Below are 20,789 nucleotides of genomic sequence, written 5' to 3' on the forward strand. Positions count from 1 at the left end.
CCTTTTCTTTTGGAGCCGCTATTCCGCGAGCACCCGGGTCGAGGGAAAAGCGACCTCGACGAGCGTGCCTTCGCCAGGTGTCGAATTGATGGTGAAGCGAGCGCGGTTTGCTTCCACCATCGCCTTGGTTAGCGGCAGGCCAAGGCCGGTGCCGTCGCCGCGCCCGCGCTTCAGCGCATTGATCTGCTTGAACGGCTTCAGCGCTTGTTCGATCTCGGCCTGGCTCATGCCGATACCAGTGTCGCGCACCCGCATGACAACATCCCCCGAGGTCTCGTAGGCGGTCGAGACGATCACCTGGCCGCCGGCCTGGGTGTAGCGGATGGCGTTCGACAGGATGTTGAGCGCGATCTGGCGCACGGAGCGCAGATCCGCCACCACTTCCGGCAGCCGCGAGGCGAAGCTTGAGCGGATGATGACGCGTTCGCGGTTGGCCTGCGGCTGCATCATCGCCACCGTCTCGGCCAGCGTGTCGTTGAGCGACACCGCCTCATAGGCCATTTCCTGCTGGCCGGCTTCGATCTTCGAGATGTCCAGCAGGTCGTTGACCAAGTCGAGCACATGGTTGCCCGAGCGGTTGATGTCACGCAGATAGTCGCGGTAGCGGTCATTGGCGACCGGCCCGAACTTCTCGTCGACCATCAATTCGGAAAAGCCGATAATGGCATTGAGCGGCGTGCGGATCTCGTGGCTGATGCGAGCCAGGAAATCGGTCTTCTGCGAGGACGCCCGTTCGGCCACCGCGCGTGCTTGCGTCAAATCCTCTTCGGCTCGCTTCCATTGCGTGATGTCGCGCACAACGGCACAGAAGCCGCTGTCGTTGGGCAGCCGGCCGATGGTCATGAACAGCGGGATGAAGCGCCCCTGCGCTTCGCGCCCGATCACCTCGCGGCCGTCATTCAGGACGCTTGCCACGCCGGGCTCGGACAGGCCGGTGAGATAGTCGCGTGCCGCGCGCTGGCTTTCGATGGCAAACAGCGAGGCGAATGGCTTTCCGGTCACCTCGTCGCTGTCGAAGCCGAACAGCGCTTCGGCCGGGCGGCTGATCGAGCGGATGGTGCCGTCGCTGCCGATCAGCACGACACCGTCGGTGGCGGTGTCGATGATGGTGCGCATCTCGGCGATGCGTGCCTTGAGTTCCGAAATGTCAGGCTGCGTCGGCTCCTCGCCGACCACGTGCAGGGCCGCCGGCGCGTCATCCTCGCCGGAACGGCGCACGACCAGCATCAGGGCCTTGCCGTCGCGCCAGGGCACGGAGCGCAGGATGGCGTCGATCGGGAATTCCTGGCCATCGCGCGTCTTCAGCCGGAGCGCCCGGTCGCTCCCGTCGGAGGCGCCGTCATCCCCATAGGGGTCGGCAAACAGCGCACCCAGGCCGCCGGCATCCGCGAGGTCCTCGAGTGCTGCGTAACCGGTCAGGTTCAGGAACTCCTCGTTCGCATAGTGCAACTGGTCGCCCGAATGGATGAGCAGCGGCACCGGCAGCTTGCCGAGCAGCAAGGTGTCCGGAGCCTTGCTTTCGTCGCCGACGGAAAAGGCCGATGGCACGAACCCTTCGGTCTTGAGCGGCGGCACCCGCAGGCGTGGGCGTCCAGCCGGGCTCTCGACGGTGTCGGCTGCACTGGCGGCTTCACCGTGGAGTGCGGCGGCCCGCCCATCAGCGGCCGCGGCTTCCTCGCCGTCGGCCCAGTCCTCATTGTCCTCGGCATCGCGAAAATCGGCCGATGTCATGCTGTCGTCATCATCGACGGCATCATGCGTGGCGTCTTTGGTATCAGGTCGTTCGGCCGCGACCGGCTCGGTCCCCCGCGGCTCGGTCCCCCGCGGCTCCGCCACCGCGGGTTCTGAAACCGGGGGCTCGTCATTGTTCGCGACAGGACCGGGTTCATCATTCCGGTCGGCGTAGTCAAGCAACGAACCGCTCACACCAGGCACATCATCCACTTCGTCCGGGTGACCGCCATCAAGCCGTGCGAGATCCGCCTCGTCCTCGGCATCGGTCTCGGATGGCTCGGCCAGCGCCGCATCCTCCTGATCCGGCACGGCATCAGGCTCCGCTGCGACCTCGCCGGCGGGTACGATCGGAGCCTCCGTCTTCGCGGTCGGGGCCTCAGCCGCGGGCTCAGCCGGCGTCTTGATCGCCGGTTCCGTCGGGCTTTCGATGCCAGGCCTGTCGGTTTCCGGCGGCTCGGCCGGCGCACTCTCCTTCTTCAGCCGCTCGCCGATCTCACGGAAGGCGCTACGCTCCAGGGTCGACAGTCCCTTGTCATTGGCCGGTTGCCGGTGTTCGGCCAGCCGGATGACCTTGTCGGCAAAGCGCCGCTCCTGTTTTGGCACGATGGTCAGCGCTGGCACCTCGCCCTTGAACGGGTCCGCCGCGTTCGGCTCCTCGGCCTTCGGCACTTCCGCCTTGGGCTCTTTGGCGGAAGCTTCGACGGTTTCCGGTACGGACGATGCTGGGGCTTGGCCATTGGGTATCAGGGCCATGCCGATCGCTTCCGGATCGACGACCGCGTCACTGGCGCGCGCAACGCCGAAGCCGCGAAAACCTTCGAAGGCGCGGTTGCGGCCATAGACAGGCAAAGCCGCGAGGTCGACGGGGATCTTGAGGTCGGTGCCGACCACGGGCCACAGCACGGAGCGGCCGGACCAGGTGTCGCGCCGCTCCAGCAGGCCGGCTATCTCGCCGGACGCGTCAAGGCCGAAGGTCGCCGCGACATCCCTGAAACGACGGCCGATCACGTCGGCGGCCGGCTTGCCGACGATATCGGCGAATTCCGGCGACAGCGCGCTGAACCTGCCCTCGGCGTCGGTGCGCCAGACAAAGCGCATCGGCGCCGCCGAGCGGTCTATCGTCCGGGCGGCCGAGCTTGTGGCCGGGACAGCCGGGGAGGCGGCCTCGTCTTTTTTCGCGCTGTCCACCGAAGCCTCGGTGCCGATTGCTTCGGCCACGGCTTCTGGCTCCGGCGCGGCTGGCGCGTTGTCCTCACCCGCATTGAAATACCAATGATCATGCTGTGCAGTCGTGCCGCCCGCGACCGGCTGATCATTGTCGGCGGCAGCTGGTATTGGCCCGGCTGGGGAGAGGGCTGGCTGCTGCTCAGGCGCGGCAGTGCCCGTCGGTCCCTCGATCGCCTTTGTCTGTGAAACAGCCGCCGGCGGCTGATTGTCCTGGTGGAGACTCGGATTCTAAGGAAACGCTTTTGGCCGCTGTTGTCGCGCCGCCAATCTGGTTGGCGGGGCTCTCCGTCGCTTCGGGCAGTCCGTCCGCCGAAGCTTCTGCGGCAGGCATGTTGTCCTCGAGCTGATCCTCGTCGATCACCACCAGGAGATGCCGCTCCGGCGTCAGCCGCGCTAGGCCGGCCGGGTAGGAGGTGCTGCCGCCCGGAACGAGGCGCTTGACGATACGCTCGCCTTCGGCAGTCACATCCGCCACCAGGGCGGCCAGCGTCGCGGGCTGGATGCCGAGCCTCGAAAACCCGTCCGATGCCGCCTCGACATTGCCCCCCGCATCGATGAAGGCGATGAAATGGCCGTCTTCGGTGAAGCCGCCGATCGCCCGGCTGGCGATCTCGGCGGCACTGCGCGAGCCTGTCTGCGCCGCCGGCACCGCCAGCATGATCGCCTTCTCGCCATCGGGCAGCGCCACGGCACTGGCAAGGAAGCTGACAGCGCGACTGGTCATTCCCGTTGCCAGCCGCACCATGATGGCGCGATCGCTGCCGATCTCGGGAAAGCCGCTGGTCGCCATGATCTGGCGGCGGGCGATCAGCGGCAGCCGCGCCGAGGCGCCGATGATCGCTTCAATGTCGGGATAGCCGAACACGGCTGCGCCCGGCCCGTTGGCCCAGATCACCTGCTCCAGGTCCCCCGACAGGATCGCGATCGCGTCGCCGGCGGCAAAACGCTGGCGGACCGCGTCGAGCACGGCGACGTCGAGGAAGGAATATTCGGACGGCATGCGCTTGGCGAACCCTCACGGAGCGGCGAAATTGCAGTTAACGCTTTGTTAATAAAAGCCGCAGCCACGAAGGTCCACAAGCCAGAACGTGCAAAGGCTGGAATTTGGGCTCTTGGTTAACGGCCCGAAAGATTTTTTTGTGCACTGCAACAAAGATATTGCAATGCACAAAATTTGCCTTTATATTGCCATCATACATGAACGAGACGGCTTTCTGTCAAAGCCGCTGCCGCTGAAAGGATGGAAAATGTCCAGGACCAAGACTGCCGAGACGATCGAAAACGTTGAATTCCCGAGCTTCGACGCTTCCAAGGCCACCGACCAGATCCGAGCTTTCGCCGAAAAGGGTGTTGAGCAGTCGAAAGAGGCCTATGCCAAGCTCAAGACCGGCGCCGAGGAGACCCAGAAGGCTCTGGAGTCGACCTACGAGACCGCCAAGACTGTTTCCAGCGACCTGTCGCTCAAGACCATCGCGGCACTGCGCGCCAATGCCGAAGCCGGTTTCTCGCATCTCGAAGCCCTTATCGGCGCCAAGTCGCTGTCGGAAGTCATTGAACTGCAGACCGCCTTCCTGCGCAAACGCGTCGAGTTGTCCGTCGAGCAGGCCAAGGAGTTGCAGGCTGTCGCTTCCAAGGCGGCCGAAGACGTCTCCAAGCCGATCAAGACCGCCTTCGAGAAGGCGATCAAGGACATTAAGGCTGCCTAATATTTGCGCATGATCAGGAGATGCAACAAAAGGTCGCATTTTCTTCAAACTGATCAAGCGTATGATGCCAGCCAGCAAGGAATACCCGGCGAGTGGAACCTCCTCCCTCTGCTCCCCGGGGTGACCAGCCAGCTCCTCCTCCCGCTGGCTCGTAACAGGAAAAGGCCGGCACCTCCTCCCGCCGGCCTTTTTCTTTGCCCGGTGGATACTGCTCGGCGCGGCGACATGTGAGGAAGTGGTCTTTGCTTCGCAAAAGCCTTGAATTAAAATCCATAAGCCCGTAAGGACGCATCGCCGAACGACAGAGTGGGTCAAGTGGAACGCGTTTCCGACGAGATCACCCTCAGGCAAATGTGCCGTTGTAGCTCAGCTGGTTAGAGCGCCGGATTGTGGATCCGGAGGTCGCTGGTTCGATCCCAGCCAACGGTACCATCGGCTCTCCCGCTAAGTAATTGAATATGTTAAAGAATTTAACGGTTCCAGTGGTCGGTATTGCGGCAATTCTCGATTTTGTGTTACATATTGTGTTACCTATTGTGATACAAATGGGGTCTCAAGAGGCGTGGGAAGGCGACGCGAAGCAGAGGATCCTGACCGCTTCTTGCAACTGAGGGGCGATCATTTCCATTACTACCGGCGGGTGCCCAGAGAGGTCAGGGACCTCGACGAGCGCGGCGTGTTCGTGCGCCGTGCCCTCGACACGACTGACCGCATAAAGGCGCGCACCGCCAGAGATCTCCACGAGGCAGCTGACAACGCTTTGTGGGCTTCGTTGATGTTGGGTGAAAATCCACAGGCGGCGCGTGTCCGATACCGCCAGGCCATCAAGCGTGCCGAGTCGCTGGGATTCATCTATCGACCACTCGCCGAGATCCTGGTCGCCGAGCCGCTTGATACGATTCTGCAGCGGGTCGAGAGCACAATAGGCGAGCCTGCCAAATCACCATCTGTCGACGCGGTCGGCGGCGCAGTCTCCCGTCCTGACGACAAGATATCGGAAGCGCTGAATTTGTATTTCAACGAGATTGCTCGCGACGAAATCCGCACGAAAAGCCCTGACCAAAAGAAGCGCTGGAAGGCAAAACGCGAAATGAGCGTTGATGTGTTTATCGGCTTGGTCGGCGACAGGGCGATGAGTGAGATCACGCGCGATGACGCGCGAGTGGTGCACAAATACTGGCTGGACCGAATTGCACCCGAAAAAGGCAAAGCGGACCGTTCCGCATCGACAGGCAACCGAAACATGGGCAACCTTCGAACCCTCTACGCCGACTACTTTCGCCACCTCGGTTTCCCCGAACAGAAAAACCCGTTTGCCGATCTGTCATTCACCGACAGGTCGAAGCGCAGTCGGCCGCCGTTCCCGACCGACTGGATTCGCGACAAGATATTTGCGCCTGGCGCGCTTGCGGCACTTAATGAGGAGGCGCGAGGAATCGTGCTTGCCTTCGCTGAGACCGGAGCCCGGCCGAGCGAACTTGCGAACTTGCATGAGGGTGTCATCCATGTTGATCATGAGGTGCCGCATATTTCAGTCGAGCCCCGCGACGATCCTGACGATCCACGAGAGATCAAGACCGCCTCGTCGGTGCGCAAGGTGCCGTTGGTCGGTGTGGCGCTTGAGGTGTTCAAGAAGCATCCCAAAGGCTTCCCACGGTACAAGGATCGTGAGGCGTCGCTGTCAGCCGTGCTCAACAAGCACTTCAAGAGCCATAAATTGTTCCCGACCGATAGTCACAGCGTCTATTCACTGCGCCATTCATTCGAAGATCGCATGAAGAACGGTAGGCTGGACGAGGAGCTTCGGCGCATGCTGATGGGCCACACCATCGACCGTCCGAAATACGGCGAGGGCGGCGACATGAAGATGTGGCAAGAGGAACTTATGAAGATCGTGCTGCCGTTCGATCCAGCGATCGTTTGACACGCTGGCGCACTGCGGCGAGGCGTTCTTCCTTCGCTTGATGATCCTGCAGGGCGCGCTCCAAATGCTCGTAGAGCGGAAGCCATGCCTCACCATGGTCGCCTCTCGCCAAGATGATCTCGGCGACGCGGTCGAGCGCTCGCTCAATCCGCTGCGTAGTGATTGGTAGAAGCGTGCGCGAATATCGCCTCACGGCTTCGCCTTGCTGCAGGGCCAGGAATGTACCATGCCCTATGCGTAGGCGGACTTTCCTGGTGCAGTGAAGGGCCTGCGTTCGCCTCAGGCTTTAATCGGCGGCTGCGGCGTGCAAATGGGAAAGGCTCTCTACCCGTCGGGGGTTAGTAGCGGGAGAGCGCTACCGCCAATACAGCGCTGCAACCGAGTTCGTCTGTTGAAGGGACTTCGCAAGCGAGGTCAGCAGATTCAAATCCTGCCCCCGCAACCAATTGTGTCATAAATCAATAACCGTCCCCGGTCTAACCGGGGCGGTCTTTTGCGTTCCGGGCATGCCGGATGAGCGCCGCCGGGCCAACACGCAGAGATAGCAGCGGTGAAACCAACATCCTGCTTGAGCACTGCGCGCTCGACGTGCGGGGTGCCGGTGAGCCGTCGTGTAGCAAATAGAGGAACGCCGACTTTCATCCTCCGGCCGTCATATCGACCCGAGGCGTTGGCTCATGCCCCCTTGCCACGGTGGTTAGGCTCGCCCGGGGCGATAACGCTCACAACGGCCGAGTGTTCTTACTGGGATGACGCGCTGCAACAACGCCGACCCGCACCCCAGTCACCTTTCGCTCCGCGGCGTAGAGCGACGACAGCGCATCCTGCGGGACGCCAGCGTACCGGGGGGAAAGATGGGCGCTGCAAAGTGAGCAAGATATCCAGATCACCAGACTAATTCGCACCCGCGACCACGTTCAAACTCGCCGTCTCGTCTGGTCTGGCCAATTACCGATTTCTGCATTCATTTGTGTGCAGGGCGGAGGCGGGACCCCCTTCGCGCGCCCGTGATTTTACTGTGGCTAGCTACATCTATGCAGATAGTTTAGGTGGACTCTCCAACTGATCTGCCACCTCTTGCCAGCGATCTGCGAAACGACCGTATGCGGTCTTAATTTGAACGCCGACGGGAAGTTCGGGGCATTCATTCTCGCCATTGCTGCCCCAGTTCACCCAGCCGGACTGGCGCCGCTGCACGATCTGGAAGGCGCCGGACGGCTGCGACGTCCACCAGACCATGGCGCGGCCGCTGGCCGTGTCGAACTCCACCGTCTTGTCCGCCGGACCGGGAAATATCGTTTCGTGCTCCACCGCCGACACGTCGACCGGCTGATCCGTCAGCGTCCACTGGCGATCCGTGAGGTCGGCCTTGACATGGGATGCCGCGCGCACGCGGGCCAGCCGTTCACGCAGCTCGTCTTCGCTGAGCACGCCCTCCCATTTGCAGAACAGGCGCCAGTAGAGATCCCAGTGGGCAGATTCGATGTCGCTCAGGCTGGAGCGGAATTCCTCGAACTTCCGGCTCTGGTTGGTCGAGTTGGTCACCGTGTCGGCAACCATGGCGACGAGCTCGCCGGCATAAGGGTCCCCTGAGCGGTAGCGCGTCCCGCCATAGGCGGCGAAGCGGTCGAAGACCAGCTTGCCCTGGCCACCCTCGAACTCATCGCCGACGGTGATCTTGTTGGTAACCGAGCGTCCATTGATGACGGTCTGAAAAGGATCGACCTGGTAGCGGCGCTGAAAGAAGGGGGTCCCATGGGTGAAGATCCAGTCGATCGAGAAACGCTTGCCTTTGAGCTCCTGGAGCAACCCGTCCGGGATCGTGCCGTGCATGCGATAGTGGTGGAGAACCGGGCCGCGCTCCAGCGTCTCGATCTCGACGGTCGTGTGCTCGGGAGGATTGATCAGTCCGTTCTCAGGCGTGAAGAAAGGCCCGTAGAAGCCGCCTATGGCATTGTTGCCGGACGGCAGCAGCTCGAAGTCGTCGGCCAGCGCGCGGAAATGGCGGATCCCCCATTTGGAGGAACCGAGGCCTTGGGCGGTGCCGGAGCAGAGCTCGAAGATCGAATGCGCCGGTATCGAGGCGGACGAAGCAATCGGCCTCCTTTCCTTTCAGGACCCTGATGCCGCAAAGGTCGGCTGGGCCGGGCTCGCAGGGTTCCTCCAGCGTTAGCCGCAACCGACCGCTGAAGCTCACCGTCGCGATGAAACGCGTTTCGTCCGGCTTGGCGTCCTGCGCCAGCCGCTGGCAGAGGACGCGGTTGCCGCCGTCGTCGCAGGCCCACCAGAGCGCCTGAGGCAGGTCAGCGGCCACGGAAAAGACGATCGGTTCGCGATCGCGCTGTCCGGCAAGGGGATCCGTGATGGTGACGGCAAGGGTCATGGGACATCTTCCAATGCAAAGGGGTGAGCAGGGATAGGGAGTGGCCGGCGCCGGCCTTTACGGCTATCGGCCGGATGTGCCGGGCGGCCTGGTCCTGCGAAACTGGAAAAGCCCCGGCCGCTGCTTCAGGCTGTCGATGGCGACGGCGAGGATGATCACCACGCCCTTGATCAGCAGCTGCGTGAAGAAGGGCACGTTGAGCAGGATCAGGCCGGTGCCTAGGACGCCGAGGATCACCGAACCGATCAGCGTGCCGACGATCCGGCCGCGGCCGCCGGCAAGGCTGGTGCCCCCGAGCACCACCGCCGCGATGGCGTCGAGCTCATAGCCTGTGCCGGCGGTGGGCTGAGCCGAGATCACCCGGGCGGCGAAAATAACGCCCGCAAGCCCGGCACAGGCGCCGGCCAGAACATAGACGGATGTGACGACGCGCTTGACGCGCACGCCAGCCAGCTTCGCCGCCTCGGCATTGCCGCCCACGGCATAGACGTGGCGGCCGTAGCGCGTCCGTTCCAGGATGAACCAGACGATCAGGTAGACGACCGCCATCACGATGACCGGCATCGGGATTCCCCAGAGATACCCGTTGCCGATATCCTTGAAATTCAGCGAGCTGGAGACGATCGGCTGGCCTTCGGTGATGGTATAGGCGAGACCGCGCAGGAACGTCATCGTGCCGAGCGTGACGATGAACGGGGCGAGCGAAAGATAGGCGGTCAGCGCGCCGTTGATCAGGCCGCAAGCCGCGCCGACGGCAAGGCCGATGCAGATGGCGGCGGGTGCCGGCACGCCCGCTATGGCCGCGATGACCGAGACCACGCCCGAAACGGCGACGATCGATCCAACGGACAGATCGATGCCTCCGGTCAGGATGACGAGCGTCATCCCGGCCGCCAGGATGGCGTTCACCGATATCGAGCGCGCGATGTTGAGAAGGTTGTCGACACGGTTGAAGTTCGGCGCGATGGCCGACATCAGGATGACCAGAGCGACAAGCACCATGAGGATGCCGACCCGGTCCCACCATTTGGCGAAATCGAACGGAGCTTGTTCGGCAGCAATCGCCTTCGCCTGGTGGATCTCGTCTCGAACAGTGTTCATGGCTTCGCTCCTTGGCTGCCGCTGCGGGTCGCGGTGCCCGTCGCGTGAAGCATCACTTCTTCTTCCGATGTCTTTTCCGAAACTAGTTCAGCGGCGATCCTGCCTTGGCGCATGACCAGGAGGCGGTCGCTTATGCCGATCGCTTCCGGCAGGTCCGACGATATGACGAGGATCGCCTTGCCGGCGCGCGTCAGCCGGTCGATCTCCTCGTAGATCTCGCGCTTCGCGCCGATGTCGACGCCGCGGGTAGGCTCGTCGAGGATCAGCACCCTGGAATCGCGCAGCAGCCAGCGGGCGAGCGCCGCCTTCTGCTGGTTTCCTCCGGACAGGGCCTTCACCGGCAGCGAAAGCGCGTTGAGCCTGAGGCCAAGCTGCTTCATCTGCGCCAGAACCGCGTCGCGTCGCGCCGTGCGGTCGACGACGCCCGCCGCGACGAAGCGATCGAGCGAACTGATCGCGATGTTGTCTTCCACCGAATGGTCGAGGAACAGCCCTTGCTCCTTGCGGTTCTCTGGTACCATGCCGATGCCATCAGCAATCGCCTCGAACGGATCCGCGGGGCGGCTGGGACGACCTTCGATGCGGACCGAACCAGCGGTGCGGGGGTCGGCCCCGAACAGGAGGCGGCCGACTTCGGTCCTGCCGGACCCGATCAGTCCGGCCATGCAAACCACTTCGCCGGCGCGGACCGACAGATCGACGGGGCCGACCGCCTCGGCCGCCAGTCCCTTGACGTCGAGGACAATGGCCCCCGGGTCGCGCTTGTCGTGCTGGTAGAGATCGGCGACCTGACGGCCGACCATCATGCGGACCACGTCGGGCGGGTTGATCTCGGCCAATGTTCCAGTGCCTACATAACCGCCGTCGCGGAACACCGTGACACGATCCGCCAACTGCCAGACCTCTTCCATGCGGTGCGAAATATAGATCAGGCCGACGCCCGCCGAGCGCATCTGGCCGATGATGCGATAAAGCTCCTGCGCTTCGGCCCGCGACAGCGCGGCGGTCGGTTCGTCGAGCACAAGGACGCGTGCGTTTTCGCTCACCGCGCGCGCGATCTCGACCATCTGCTGCATGCCGACGCTCAGCGAACCGAGCGGCCGCCGCGGATCGATGGTGGAGTGGATGCGCGCTAGCTTCTCATGCGCCTGCTCATCCATGCGGCGGCGGTCGAGCATGCCAAGCCGCGTGCGCGGCTCGCGCCCGAGCGCCAGGTTCTCGGCGACCGTCATGTCGCGCACGGTGTTGAGCTCCTGGTGGATGATGGCGATGCCGTTGGCGGCGGCCTCGATCGGCGAACGCATCTCGACGTCGCGGCCGTCGATGAGGATGCGCCCCGAGTCACGCTGGATATTGCCGGCCAGGATCTTCATCAGCGTCGATTTGCCGGCGCCATTCTCGCCCATCAGCGCGTGCACTTCGCCGGGCCTCAGGTCGAAACGGACCTTGTTCAGCGCCAGCGTGGCGCCGAAGCGCCTGGAGACGTCTTCGACGGCAAGCAGCGGAGGTTGGATGTTCATGGCAGCCTCATCAGATCTTGGGGCGCGGGAAGCGGCGCAAGGCCGCTTCCCGCGAGGCTGGTCTGGGAGATTTACCAGCCCGGATATTGGGCGACGTTGTCGCGGGTGACGAGCACGCTTTCAATCAGGATGGTCTTTTCCGTCGGTGCCTTGCCGGCTACAATGTCCTGCGCCACCTTGACTGCCTGACGCACCATCTCGGCCGGATTCTGCGTGGCCGAGCCGATGAAGGGCGAGCCGTCCCGCTTCAGTTCGGCGACCGCTTCGGGGCTGCCGTCCACACCGGTGACCTTGATCTGACTGGTCTTCCCAGCCTGTTCGACCGCGAGCACGGCGCCGAGCGCGGAGGGGTCGTTCATCCCGAAGATACCGGTGACGTCCGGATTGGCGGTCAGCATGTCGGTCGTCACCGCGAGCCCGGAGGCGCGGTCGTTCTTCGAGGCCTGCTGGCCGACGATCTTGACGTCCGGGAACTTCTTGGCCACTGTCTTGCAGCCATTGATGCGGTCGATAATCGTTTGGATCGGGGTGCCGTCCACCAGCAGCACCTGACCCTTTCCGCCCATCTGCTGGAACAGATACTCGCAGGATTTCTCGCCCGCCTGAACCGCATTGGTCATAATCACCGCGTCGGCGCCGTGGGCCGGAGTATCGACGGCGATGACGATGATGCCGGCCTCCTTGGCGCGCAGGATGGCCGGTTCGATGCCCGCCTCGTCCACCGCCGAGATGACGATCAGGTTGACCCCCTGCTGGATGAAGGCGTCGATCTGGGTGTTCTGGTTGGCGAGGTCGAGCTGGGCGTCCTGCACGTTGACAGAGGCGCCGATCTGTTTGGCCGCGTCCTGCGCGCCCTTGGTCATGGCCGAGAAAAACGGGTTGGACATGTCCTGCACCATCAGGCCGATCTTCTCGACCTTGGCGGGAACCTTGCCGTCGGCCATGGCCGGAGCCGCGCCGAACGACAGGCCAAGCGCAAGAATCGATGCGGCGGCGATGAACCGCAGGGTGGTGTTTGCTTTCATGTTGATCCTCCTTCGTTGTCGCCGCCGTGATGTGACGGCAATTCGTTTCTTCGACTGTCGAACCGCGAGCATCACCACGGCCAGATCCCGGCTTCCGAGCTCCCTAATCGTTTAGGTTAAAGCGTGAAGTAAACCGATCATCGTCTCTCCGATCATTTGTGGCTAAGCAGCCTGCGAGGCCACGGGGCCTCGTGCGTGGGCGCCATCTCTCGCACAGCCGCAGGAACAGCGGATGATCAACCGCGCGGGCACGCGTTGCTGGTCCTCGGGAAGATAGATAGGCGTCGGCGCTTCGCCCTTCTTCTCGGCTTCGACCTGCTTGCCGATGATCCTGCGCAGCGTCATCGCGGCAAGCAGGCCGATCTGTTCGCTGTGCTCGTTCAGCACCGTCATCGGCGGATCGGTCAGCTCCGACCAGGCGAATTCGTCATAGGCGACCACCGCCAATTCATCCGGGATCGCGATGCACCTCTCGGCGGCAAGCTTCATGGAGCCGAGCAGCAGCGGATTGTTGCCGGCGATCAGCGCCCGCGGAATCCTGCCGCTGGCATCGATGTGGCGCGCCAGCGTGCTGTAGCCGGACGTCGCGTCGTTCTCCGATTCCAGCACGACAAGGTCGGCGCCGTGGATCCGCGCCGCCTCCCTTATGCCGCGCTCGCGGTCGAACCGCGTCGACCATTTCGACGGATAGACCAGGAACAGCCAGTCCTTGTAGCCATGGTCGGCGAGATGTTTGCCCACCATCAGGCTGGCATTGTAGTTGTCGGTCGTCACGCTCGGGATATGCGCGGCTTCGGCCGGTGGCGAAGAGTCGACGAAGACCAGCGGAATGTCCCAGCGTTCGAGCAGCTGCGCATTGTCGGCCGTGAGCGTCAATGTCGAAATCACGCCGGCGGTCCGCGACTCGATGAGCCGGCGGATCATCCGATCCTCGAGGCGGGAGTCATAGGCGCCGTTGACCGCGACGTCGCCGACGACCACCGTCCAGGCCGACGGCTCGAGCGCTTGCTGTATGCCCGCCATCAGGTCGAGATAGTAGGAGTTCGAGGTGCTTGCGGTGATGACGGCGACCGAATCACGGCTGGCGCGACGCAGTTCCTGGGCGGCACGGTTGAGCACATAGCCGAGACTGCTGGCGGCCTTCAGCACCTGTTCGCGGCTCGCCTCGGACACGCCATCGGCACCGCTGAGCGCGCGCGATACGGTGAACAAAGACAGGCCTGTGGCGCGACTGATGTCGCGCATCGTCGATCTTGCCAAGGGTCGAAACCTCCGTCGTCGAGGCTTAGCCGCAGCTTTTACCTAAACGTTTAGGGTAAATTAGGGGGCGCTGAGCCGCCTGTCAACAAGAGCCGCGAATCTCCGGTAAGTGATCGTGACGAGGTTGCGATATTCGGCGACCATGGTGGGTCTGTGGGGCGAGGCTTGACCTGGCGGCCTGCCAGTCGCTTTCCCTCGCGACGAGGGGCCTATGCTAGCCCAGGACCCAAAGCTACAACTGCGACCGCAGGGAGGGTCCTGCCCAAAGAATCGAAGGGTCGAATGGCGCGCAGCAAACCGGCAACTTTGAAGGATGTGGCGGCACTTGCGAATGTATCGCGGGCAACCGCGGCCCGCGCCCTGAACAGCTATGGCTATGTTGGCGACGAGACCGCCCAGAAAGTGCAGGCGGCGGCCGGAAAGCTTGGCTATCGGGGCAATCGTCTGGCGCAAGCCTTGCGCAACGGGCAGTTGCCGATCGTCGGCTGCATTCTCGGCGACATCCAGAACCCGTTCTTCGCGCGCATCGCACATGACATCGAGGTGCTTGCCCGCGAGTGCGGGTATAATCTCGTCATCGGCAGCAGCGAGGAGCAGCTGGGACAGGAGGTCTCGCTCCTCGCAAGCCTCCGGTCGCTTTCCATACGAGGCTTCATCGTTGCGCCGACATCAGCCGACAACAATGCGCATCTGCAGGACCTGATCGCGGAAAACGTGCCTCTAATCCTGATCGACCGTGTCGCTGAAGGCGTCGACTGCGACAGCGTCGTGGTCGACAACGAGGGAGGAGCTCGCAAGGCGGTCGAATATTTGATCGGCATGGGCCACCGCCGTATCGGGCTGCTGCAGGACGACATGCGTATCTTCACCTCGCGCGAGCGCATGACCGGCTATCAAACGGCCCTTGGCGCCGCCGGCATTGCGCCCGACGAACGGATGATCGCGGTCTCGCAATCCACGGTGGAACATGCCGTCGACGCGACGATACGCCTCTTCAGCCAGAGGACGCCGCCGACGGCGCTTTTCACGGTCGACAGCCTCATGACGCAGGGCGCGCTTCTCGCTTTCCGTTCGATGGGGCTTTCCATTCCCCACAACGTCTCGCTGATCGGCTTCGACGATTTTAACCTGGCGACTTTCACCGATCCGCAGATCACCGTCGTTTCGCAACCGGTCTCGGAAATCGGACGCACGGCGGCGCGGCTGCTGTTCGACCGGATTTCCGGAAAAACCGATGCGCCGCAAAAAGTTCGCTTTGAAACAAAGCTGATCGTTCGCGGGTCCGTGAGTCGGCGCGGCTGAACCGCAAAAGCGCCCGGCCAGATTTTTTTGAAACCCTACCTTGCCAGCACCGAGTTCTCATGCGTTAAATGTGTGTGAGATCGATCTCACATTGTCTCAAGATCATCGCGTGAAGACGCCCGCGTGGTTCGAGACCAGTGCGGAATGCAAACGGGAAGGTTCAAATGCTCAACTTCGATAGGGATCGCTTTGTGAAGATCCAAAGCGGCGCGGTTGCAATCGCCAATGACGTGCGTGTCCTGATGCGCGGTCTGCTGGACGGCGGTCTGGAACGCATCTTCTTCATGGGAACCGGCGGCGTGCAGTTTCTGACCCTGCCGGCCATCGAGCTTGCCCGCAACACGACACTTTTCCCGGTTTCCGCGGCCTATTCCGCGCAGGTCGTGCTGGAACCCCCGGCGGGCCTCGACGAGAAGGCGCTGGTCGTTCTGCCCTCGCTGTCCGGCACCACCAAGGAAAGCGTGCAACTCCTCGCCTTCCTGAAGGAGCGTGGTGTCAAGACGCTGTCGCTCACCGGCCACAAGGATACGCCGCTCGGCCGTGACGCCGACTACAACTTCACCAACTTTGCCGAGGACGACACGTCTTCCGAATCCTTTTACCTCCAGGCCCTTCTCATCGTCCTCGCCCTGCTGGCCGAACGCGGCGAATATGCCGATTTCGATGCGACGGTGGCCGAGCTGGCGCTGCTGCCGAAGCTGCTGGTTTCGGTGAAGGGAGGCTATGAGGCCGAGGCCGCCGCCCTCGCCAAGGAGATCAAGGACGAGACCTACCACATCTTCACGGGCGCCGGTTCCGTCTGGCCGGAAGCCCACTACTACGGCATGTGCATCCTCGAGGAGATGCAGTGGATCCGCACCCGCCCGGTGCAGGCATCCGACTTCTTCCACGGCACGCTCGAACTGGTGGAGCCGGGCGTCAGCCTCTTCGTCTTCAAGGGCGAGGATGCGTTCCGGCCGCTGTCTGACCGGGTGGAGAACTTCGCCAAGCGCTACACCAGCAAGGTGCGCGTCCTCGATGCAGCTTCCGCCAACCTGCCGGGTATATCGGCCAAAACGCGCGGCCTCATATCACCGATCATCCTCGCAACCATGCTGGAGCGCCTCAGCGCCCATTTGGAGGTGCTGCGCGACCATCCGCTGACCACGCGCCGATATTACAAGCGCGTCGAATATTGAGCTTTGCGGTCCGGCGGAGCCGCCGGACCGCACGCCTGCCTTGCATGCCTGACGAGACAAAAACAACAGAGAGGAACTGCCAAATGAAAGCCAATATGTTCTTGATCACGCCCAGCCTCGCCGCAATCACTGCCGCCGCATTTGTATTCGGCGGCGTCAGTGCCGCAGCGGCTGGAGACGCGGCCGTGGCTGATCCCAATGCGAAGGTTGACTATTCCGGCACGGTCAGCGTCCTGACGAAATTCGGCCTGCAGCAGCTTTCTCCTTTCTTCGTCGATGCCGCGAAGAAATATGAGGCGCTTCATCCCGGCGTGAAGGTCGAGCTCATCCAGGAAAGCGACGACAGCGTAAAGGGCAAGACCAAGGCGCTCGTCGCCTCTAATTCTCTGCCGGACGTCTACTTCACCTGGACAGGTAGCTGGGGCGAGAACTTCGTGCGCGGCAAGCGCGCGGTCGATCTAACCCCCGTTATCGGACCGGACACGGAATGGGGCAAGACGCTCGCGGCCGCCGCCGTCTCCGCCTTCCAGTACAATGGCAAGCTCTACGGCGTTCCGCTTTATCTCGACGCCAAGTTCATGGGCTACAACAAGAGCCTGTTCAAAAAGGCCGGCATTGCCGAGCCCAAGACCTTCGATGACTTGCTGAGCGCCTGCGCGGCCCTCAAGAAGACCGGCGTCACGCCAATCTCCTTCGGCAACAAGGAAGGGTGGCCAGGCGTGCATTATGCGGGGCAGCTCCTCGCCTACAATGTGCCTCAGGCGATCCTCGAGAAGGATTTCGTTCCGGCCACGGCCGAATATACCGATCCCGGCTATGTCGAGAGCCTGAAGCAATACAAGCAGATCATCGATGAATGTTCGGACGGACCGGGCACCAACGGTTCCTCCTATGCCTCGGCGTTGCAGCAGTTCAGCAACGGTAAGTCCGCCATGTACTATCAGGAGATCATCGAGTTCGATCAGTCGACGGCCGACGGCGCGCTGAAGCGCGAGGATTTCGGTTTCTTCAAGCTGCCCGTCCCCAAGGATGCCAAGGGCGACGTCAAGGCCATAGAAGGCGCGCCGGAAGGCTACATGATCAACGCAGCCTCGAAGAACGTCCCTCTGGCGATCGATTTCATGCGCTTTGTCACCTCGGCCGAAAACGGTAAGATTCTGTCGGCGCCACCTTATGGCCAGCCGAGCGCAACGGTCGGCGGCTATTCGGCAGAAAGCATGAACCCGACCGTCGTCGACGGCCTGAAGGTGATCGCCAATTCCTCCTACCTCATGCCCTGGCTCGATACGGCGAACCCGCCGCGCGTGGCGGCCGCCTGGCTCTCCGGCCTGCAGGCGCTGATCGGCGGCTCGATGACCCCGGAACAGGTCATGGAACGCGTGAAGGAAGCGGCGGTTTCGTCGAAGTAGGGATTGGCCAGCGATGACCGCCATGCAGCCTGGGCACAAGGGTGAAGCCGTCAGAATCGGCTTTGCCGGGCCGAGCCGGTCCGCGAGGGACTGGCTCGGCCCTCTGGCCGCGGTTTGGTCGTTCCGCTGGATCCTCGTCGCCTTCGTGCTGATCCTCTGGTTCGTCTACTATCCAATCATCGACAACTTTGTCGTCAGCACGAAGAACCAGGACATCTTCACCGGCGAAACCGCTTTCGTCGGACTGGAAAACTACCGCCGCCTGCAAGCCGATCCGGTGGTCTGGACCTCGATCGTCAACAACACGCTCTATGCCGTCATCTCGGTCGTCTTCCAGGTCTTCGGCGCCTTCGTGCTGGCGGCGTTGATCGAAGGGCTCGCCGAGGAGAGATGGCGGCGTTTCTGGCGCGCCGTCTATTTCGTGCCCTCGGCCATCTCGATCACCGTGACCGGCCTTCTCTTCTACTTCATCTATCAACCGGACATAGGCCTTCTGGATTCGGCGCTGACACAGGTCGGCCTTGCGGGATGGTCGCGCGCCTGGCTCGGCGAGGAAGGGACGGCCATCTATGCCATCATCGCCATGAGCCAATGGCAGGGTTTCGGCTATTCGACGCTGCTGTTCGCCATCGCCATCCAGAAGATCCCGCGCGATCTCTATGACGCGGCGATCATGGACGGGGCCGGAACCTGGCGGCGCCTGTGGAGCATCACCTTTCCGCTGACGCGGGAAATGACGGGCCTGATGGTGATCATCACCATCACCGGCGCGTTCCAGGTCTTCAACGAGGTCATGGTGATGACCGGCGGCGGGCCCAACAACAGCAGCCAGGTGCTCGGCACGTGGCTCTATCAGCAGGGTTTCATCGAGAACGACTTCGGCTACGGCGCGGCGATCGCATCGGTCATCTTCGTCATCACGCTCATGACCGGCTTTGCACAGCTCTGGTACACGAAAAGGCGGAGGGTCGAGCTGTGAGCCACTCCTATGAGCCGCGCCAGACGGAGCGAACGGACTTCGTCGCCGTGCTGGCGAAGGTCTGCCTTGTCACCTTCCTCACCAGCCTCGGCATCGTCGTGCTCTATCCGCTGTTCTGGATGGCCCTGAACGGCTTCAAGACCAACGCGGAGATCTTCGGCAACCCGTTCGCGCTGCCAAGCGGCTTCAACATCACGAACTACATCGCCGCCTGGAACCAGGGCATTCGCAACTATATCGCGACAAGCGTCATCGTCACGATCGGATCGGCCTTCTGCACCGTGCTGGTTAGTGCCTGGACCGCCTACGGCCTGACCCGCTCGAAGCTCCCGGGCAAGCCGTTCTTCGTCGGCATCGTGCTCGGCGGCCTGATGCTGAGCCCGACGGTCGCCGTCATCCCGCTGGTGCGCATGATGCAGGACCTCGGCCTCTACAACACCTACTGGGCGCTGATCATCCTCTACACCGCCTTCCGCATCCCCTTCACAACCTTCCTGATCCGCGCCTACATGCTCGGCCTGCCGCGCGACCTCGACGAAGCCGCCATCATGGATGGCGCCAGCGAAGGCCAGATCTTCTGGAAGGTGACGCTGCCGCTGTGCAAGCCGATCCTGGTGTCCTGCGTCATCCTGCACGTGCTCTTCGCCTGGAACGAGTATCTCTTCGCGATGATCTTCACCAGCGGCGCGGACCTTCAGACGCTGCCCGTCGGCCTGACCTCCATCATGGCGAAACACGGCACGAACTATGCCGTCGTCTTCGCCGCCATGACGCTCTCGGCGCTTCCCATCGTCATGGTCTTCTTCGCCGCTCAGCGCTTCTTCATCCGCGGGCTTGCCGAAGGCATCGGGAAATAGGGCAAGGTTCATGTTGAAACGCAGACAGCTCATCGGTGCGAATTTCTCCTTTCAGCACCATCCCTTCCGCTGGGCCGCCGAAAAGCTCAGCGCCATGGGGTTCGACCGGATGGAATTCTGGGGCGTCGCCCCGCATCTCGACCTCTTCCATGACAACCGCGCGCGGCTCGCCGAGGTAAAGGCGATTCTCGCCGACAACGGCCTGACCGTCCGTTGCTTCACGCCGGAGCAGGTTCTCTATCCGATCAACATCGCGTCCGGCGACGGCGCCTATCGGGAGGCCAGCGTCGAGCGCTTCATGCGCGCGGCCGATATCAGCGCCGAACTCGGCGCGACCTATCTCTTCCTGACGCCGGGCCGCGGGTTCGAATGCGAAAGCAGGCAAACCGCCTGGGAGCATTCGGTCGTCTCGATCAACCGGATCGCGGCGCATGCGAGGTCGCTCGGGGTTTCCTGCCTGCTGGAGCCGCTTCAGCGCCTCGAAAGCAACATCGTCACCAACGCGGATGAGCTTCACGCCTTCTGGCGCGCGCTCGACGGCGACGACATCGACGTGGTGCTCGATCTTGTTGCCATGGCGACAGCCGGCGACAGCGTCGGCGGTTATTTCGAGCGCTTCGGAAAGCGCGTCGCGCATGTCCATGTCGTCGACGGGACGCCGGCGGGCCACCTTGCGTGGGGCGACGGCAACCTGCCGCTCGACCACCATCTCGGCCAGCTTCGCGCGCAGGGGTTTGCCGGCACGCTGACCTTCGAACCCTTCGGCAACGGATCCTATGCGCTCGATCCCGTTTCCGCCTGGCGGCGATGCCTGGACGCGATCGCACCTCATCTCGATCGGGCGGACCAGGAATGACAAAAGCCAATCCCAAGCTGATCGCCGTCGGCGACAATTGTCTCGACGCCTACCTGACCAAGGGTTTCGTCACCGTGGGCGGCAACGCGCTCAATGTCGCCGTGCAATGGCGGCGGCACGGGCTGAACGCCCGCTATTTCGGGGCGCTGGGGCAGGATACGGAAGCCGACATCATGCTGGAGGCCATTGCGGAGGCGGGGCTCGACAGGAGCGATGTCGAAATACGTCCCGGCTCTTCCGCTGTAACCCTGCTTGCCGACGATGCCGGCGAACGACGGTTCCTTCTCGAGTCGCTTGGCGTGGGCGAGAATTACGTTCCCAGCCCCGA

The 20,789-nt window shown here is 62.9% G+C and carries 14 protein-coding genes, 1 tRNA gene and 2 pseudogenes; 10 read left to right on the forward strand and 7 right to left on the reverse strand.

Going from position 1 to position 20,789, the window contains the following annotated elements:
• Nucleotides 1-18: 18 nt before the first annotated feature.
• Nucleotides 19-3,961: pseudogene (locus AC1VON_RS10455) on the reverse strand (PAS domain S-box protein).
• 247 nt (nucleotides 3,962-4,208) lie between these two features.
• Between AC1VON_RS10455 and AC1VON_RS10460 the strand changes: the two are divergent.
• The 3 genes from AC1VON_RS10460 to AC1VON_RS10470 all read left to right on the forward strand — a co-directional run bounded on the left by AC1VON_RS10460 (nucleotide 4,209) and on the right by AC1VON_RS10470 (nucleotide 6,591).
• Nucleotides 4,209-4,667 (forward strand): phasin, encoded by a 459-nt coding sequence (locus tag AC1VON_RS10460; RefSeq protein ID WP_056566362.1) that lies wholly within the window; start codon nucleotides 4,209-4,211, stop codon nucleotides 4,665-4,667.
• Nucleotides 4,668-5,022: 355 nt separating this feature from the next.
• Nucleotides 5,023-5,099, forward strand: a tRNA-His gene (locus AC1VON_RS10465).
• A gap of 169 nt (nucleotides 5,100-5,268) precedes the next feature.
• On the forward strand, nucleotides 5,269-6,591 hold the full coding sequence (locus AC1VON_RS10470; protein WP_483121967.1) for an integrase: 1,323 nt from the start codon (nucleotides 5,269-5,271) through the stop codon (nucleotides 6,589-6,591).
• A gap of 1,032 nt (nucleotides 6,592-7,623) precedes the next feature.
• On the opposite strand, the gene AC1VON_RS10475 is transcribed toward AC1VON_RS10470, so the two are convergent.
• From AC1VON_RS10475 to AC1VON_RS10500, 6 genes are all read right to left on the reverse strand, one after another.
• Nucleotides 7,624-8,424, reverse strand: a complete 801-nt coding sequence (locus AC1VON_RS10475) for a hypothetical protein (RefSeq protein ID WP_483121969.1) — start codon at nucleotides 8,422-8,424, stop codon at nucleotides 7,624-7,626.
• A gap of 82 nt (nucleotides 8,425-8,506) precedes the next feature.
• Nucleotides 8,507-8,974 (reverse strand): hypothetical protein, encoded by a 468-nt coding sequence (locus AC1VON_RS10480; protein WP_483121971.1) that lies wholly within the window; start codon nucleotides 8,972-8,974, stop codon nucleotides 8,507-8,509.
• Nucleotides 8,975-9,037: 63 nt separating this feature from the next.
• On the reverse strand, nucleotides 9,038-10,075 hold the full coding sequence (locus tag AC1VON_RS10485) for an ABC transporter permease subunit (RefSeq protein ID WP_483121972.1): 1,038 nt from the start codon (nucleotides 10,073-10,075) through the stop codon (nucleotides 9,038-9,040).
• Nucleotides 10,072-11,595 carry a sugar ABC transporter ATP-binding protein gene (locus AC1VON_RS10490; RefSeq protein WP_483121974.1) on the reverse strand — a complete coding sequence of 508 codons (1,524 nt, stop codon included), beginning with the start codon at nucleotides 11,593-11,595 and terminating at the stop codon, nucleotides 10,072-10,074. The genes AC1VON_RS10485 and AC1VON_RS10490 overlap by 4 nt, the downstream gene beginning before the upstream one ends.
• Before the next feature lie 71 nt (nucleotides 11,596-11,666).
• Nucleotides 11,667-12,692, reverse strand: coding sequence for an ABC transporter substrate-binding protein (locus AC1VON_RS10495; protein WP_483126302.1), 1,026 nt, complete (start codon nucleotides 12,690-12,692; stop codon nucleotides 11,667-11,669).
• Nucleotides 12,693-12,782: 90 nt separating this feature from the next.
• A complete protein-coding gene (locus AC1VON_RS10500) occupies nucleotides 12,783-13,865 on the reverse strand; it encodes a LacI family DNA-binding transcriptional regulator (RefSeq protein ID WP_483121975.1) in 1,083 nt (360 codons plus the stop codon).
• Between the two features lie 297 nt (nucleotides 13,866-14,162).
• Here AC1VON_RS10500 and AC1VON_RS10505 point away from each other — a divergent pair, with 297 nt between their 5' ends.
• The 7 genes and pseudogenes from AC1VON_RS10505 to AC1VON_RS10535 all read left to right on the forward strand — a co-directional run.
• Entirely contained in the window at nucleotides 14,163-15,182 is a 1,020-nt protein-coding gene (locus AC1VON_RS10505) for a LacI family DNA-binding transcriptional regulator (RefSeq protein WP_483121976.1), read from the forward strand.
• Between the two features lie 164 nt (nucleotides 15,183-15,346).
• Complete coding sequence (locus AC1VON_RS10510; protein ID WP_483121977.1) at nucleotides 15,347-16,360, forward strand: SIS domain-containing protein; 1,014 nt, start codon at nucleotides 15,347-15,349, stop codon at nucleotides 16,358-16,360.
• Between the two features lie 83 nt (nucleotides 16,361-16,443).
• A complete protein-coding gene (locus AC1VON_RS10515) occupies nucleotides 16,444-17,769 on the forward strand; it encodes an ABC transporter substrate-binding protein (protein WP_483121979.1) in 1,326 nt (441 codons plus the stop codon).
• Between the two features lie 13 nt (nucleotides 17,770-17,782).
• A complete protein-coding gene (locus AC1VON_RS10520; RefSeq protein ID WP_483121980.1) occupies nucleotides 17,783-18,748 on the forward strand; it encodes a carbohydrate ABC transporter permease in 966 nt (321 codons plus the stop codon).
• Nucleotides 18,745-19,605, forward strand: coding sequence for a carbohydrate ABC transporter permease (locus AC1VON_RS10525; protein ID WP_483121982.1), 861 nt, complete (start codon nucleotides 18,745-18,747; stop codon nucleotides 19,603-19,605). The genes AC1VON_RS10520 and AC1VON_RS10525 overlap by 4 nt, the downstream gene beginning before the upstream one ends.
• Before the next feature lie 10 nt (nucleotides 19,606-19,615).
• A complete protein-coding gene (locus AC1VON_RS10530; protein WP_483121984.1) occupies nucleotides 19,616-20,461 on the forward strand; it encodes a sugar phosphate isomerase/epimerase family protein in 846 nt (281 codons plus the stop codon).
• Nucleotides 20,458-20,775 (forward strand): annotated as a pseudogene (locus tag AC1VON_RS10535) (PfkB family carbohydrate kinase); the annotation flags it as partial. The gene AC1VON_RS10530 and the pseudogene AC1VON_RS10535, both read left to right, overlap by 4 nt.
• Nucleotides 20,776-20,789 lie beyond the last annotated feature (14 nt).

Source organism: Mesorhizobium sp. HAY1-8B (assembly GCF_056868045.1).